Origin of the sequence: Mycobacterium sp. 1245801.1 (genome assembly GCF_001673055.1) — a bacterium.
In the GTDB taxonomy this organism is placed as follows: domain Bacteria; phylum Actinomycetota; class Actinomycetes; order Mycobacteriales; family Mycobacteriaceae; genus Mycobacterium; species Mycobacterium europaeum_A.
Genome location: NZ_LZKY01000396.1, coordinates 1 through 1260, shown reverse-complemented (window position 1 = coordinate 1260; position 1260 = coordinate 1). Strand labels below are relative to the sequence as shown.

Annotated in this window: 1 protein-coding gene and 2 pseudogenes; all 3 read right to left on the bottom strand. The window is 65.2% G+C overall.

All coding sequences use genetic code 11. From position 1 onward, the window contains the following. Positions 1-73 (bottom strand): annotated as a pseudogene (locus A5622_RS28715) (WXG100 family type VII secretion target); the annotation flags it as partial. A 318-nt stretch (positions 74-391) separates the two neighbouring features. After that, the gene (locus A5622_RS25035) at positions 392-691 is read right to left on the bottom strand and encodes a PE family protein (protein ID WP_066861444.1); all 300 of its coding nucleotides are present in this window, start codon (positions 689-691) and stop codon (positions 392-394) included. 479 nt (positions 692-1170) lie between these two features. Beyond that, positions 1171-1260 (bottom strand): annotated as a pseudogene (locus A5622_RS28710) (hypothetical protein); the annotation flags it as partial.

Sequence of the window (1260 nt, the reverse complement as noted above, 5' to 3'; positions counted from 1 at the left end):
TCTGGGCGTGCACCTCGAAGCGGCCCGCCATCGCCCGCATCTCGTGCGGGTCGGTCATAAAACGTGTTGCCATGTCGGCTGTTCTCCTTGCTACGTAGTTACTGGGTGATGTGGTGAAGACGGTGGCCGGATCGGTTACGTGTTACGCAACCGCCGTGCCGAATGAATAGAAATGACCCCCCCTTCCCGTCAGCCGGCGGCCACCGGGCGCTGTCACGGTGAGACGGACGTCAAACCCGAACCGCGGCGTTTGAGTTGACGGAGTGCGTGTTGCGCTGCAGGACGTTCTGCGGGCCCAACCCTGCGGCCCCGGGATCGCTCCCTGCGGGGCGGTCACGTTGGAACCCACGTCGGTGACGATCTGTCCCAAGGTCCCGAACCGCCAGTCCGATCAGCCGGCGGCGGCCGCGTTGGCTGCCTCGGTGGCAGCGTACGAACCGGAGCTGGTGGACAAAGTGTTCACGAACTGCTCGTGAATCGCTGCGGCCTGGGCGCTCACCGCCTGGTACATCTGCGCGTGCGCGGCGAACTGGGCCGCGGTCAACGCCGACACCTCGTCGGCAGCGGCGGGTACCACCCCCGTCGTTGGGGCTGCAGCGGCTGCGTTCTGGGCGCTCAAGGTCGACCCGATAGCCTGCAGATTCCCGGCCGCCGCGGCCAAAGCCTCCGGCTGTGTGGTCACGAACGACATATTTGTTCCCTCCTAGTTCTATCCCCGACGATGCGAGACTAGATGACGGTGGCCCCCGAGATCGGTGTGGAAGCCCGGTGTTTGCAATTGTTCACTTAGCGGTACGGCGAATTCACTTTTGGTAACGACACAGTAACAGCGCCTGACCTCGACCGCTGCCCCTCGAAGGGCGGTCATAGCAAACGGTACCAGCCGCCGGTCCAAAAAGTTGCTGGTAATCGTCACCCGGGGTGCCGCGGTCACGCCGGTCGGGGTAAAAATCTGTTTGCCCAATGACCGGTCGCCATGAATCGGCGCGATGACCATTCCGGGTAGCGCGTCGCTGGGACCTCCTTTCGCCCATTTCAACCGTGTGATCGCCGCGGTGGCCGCCGAAGGCGGGCCCGGGTAGCGATCGTGAGAACTCGAGGCGCATCATGCTGCGGACACTGATAGCTGCGTGGCAATCGGCGGCGTCGAACACACCTGCGGACGCGTGCTCAGCCGGCAAACGGTGGCCGGGCCATGACGGTGGGCCGGAATCCGTACTTGGGACCCGCCACCCCGTGCCCGCCGGCACCGGCGCCCGC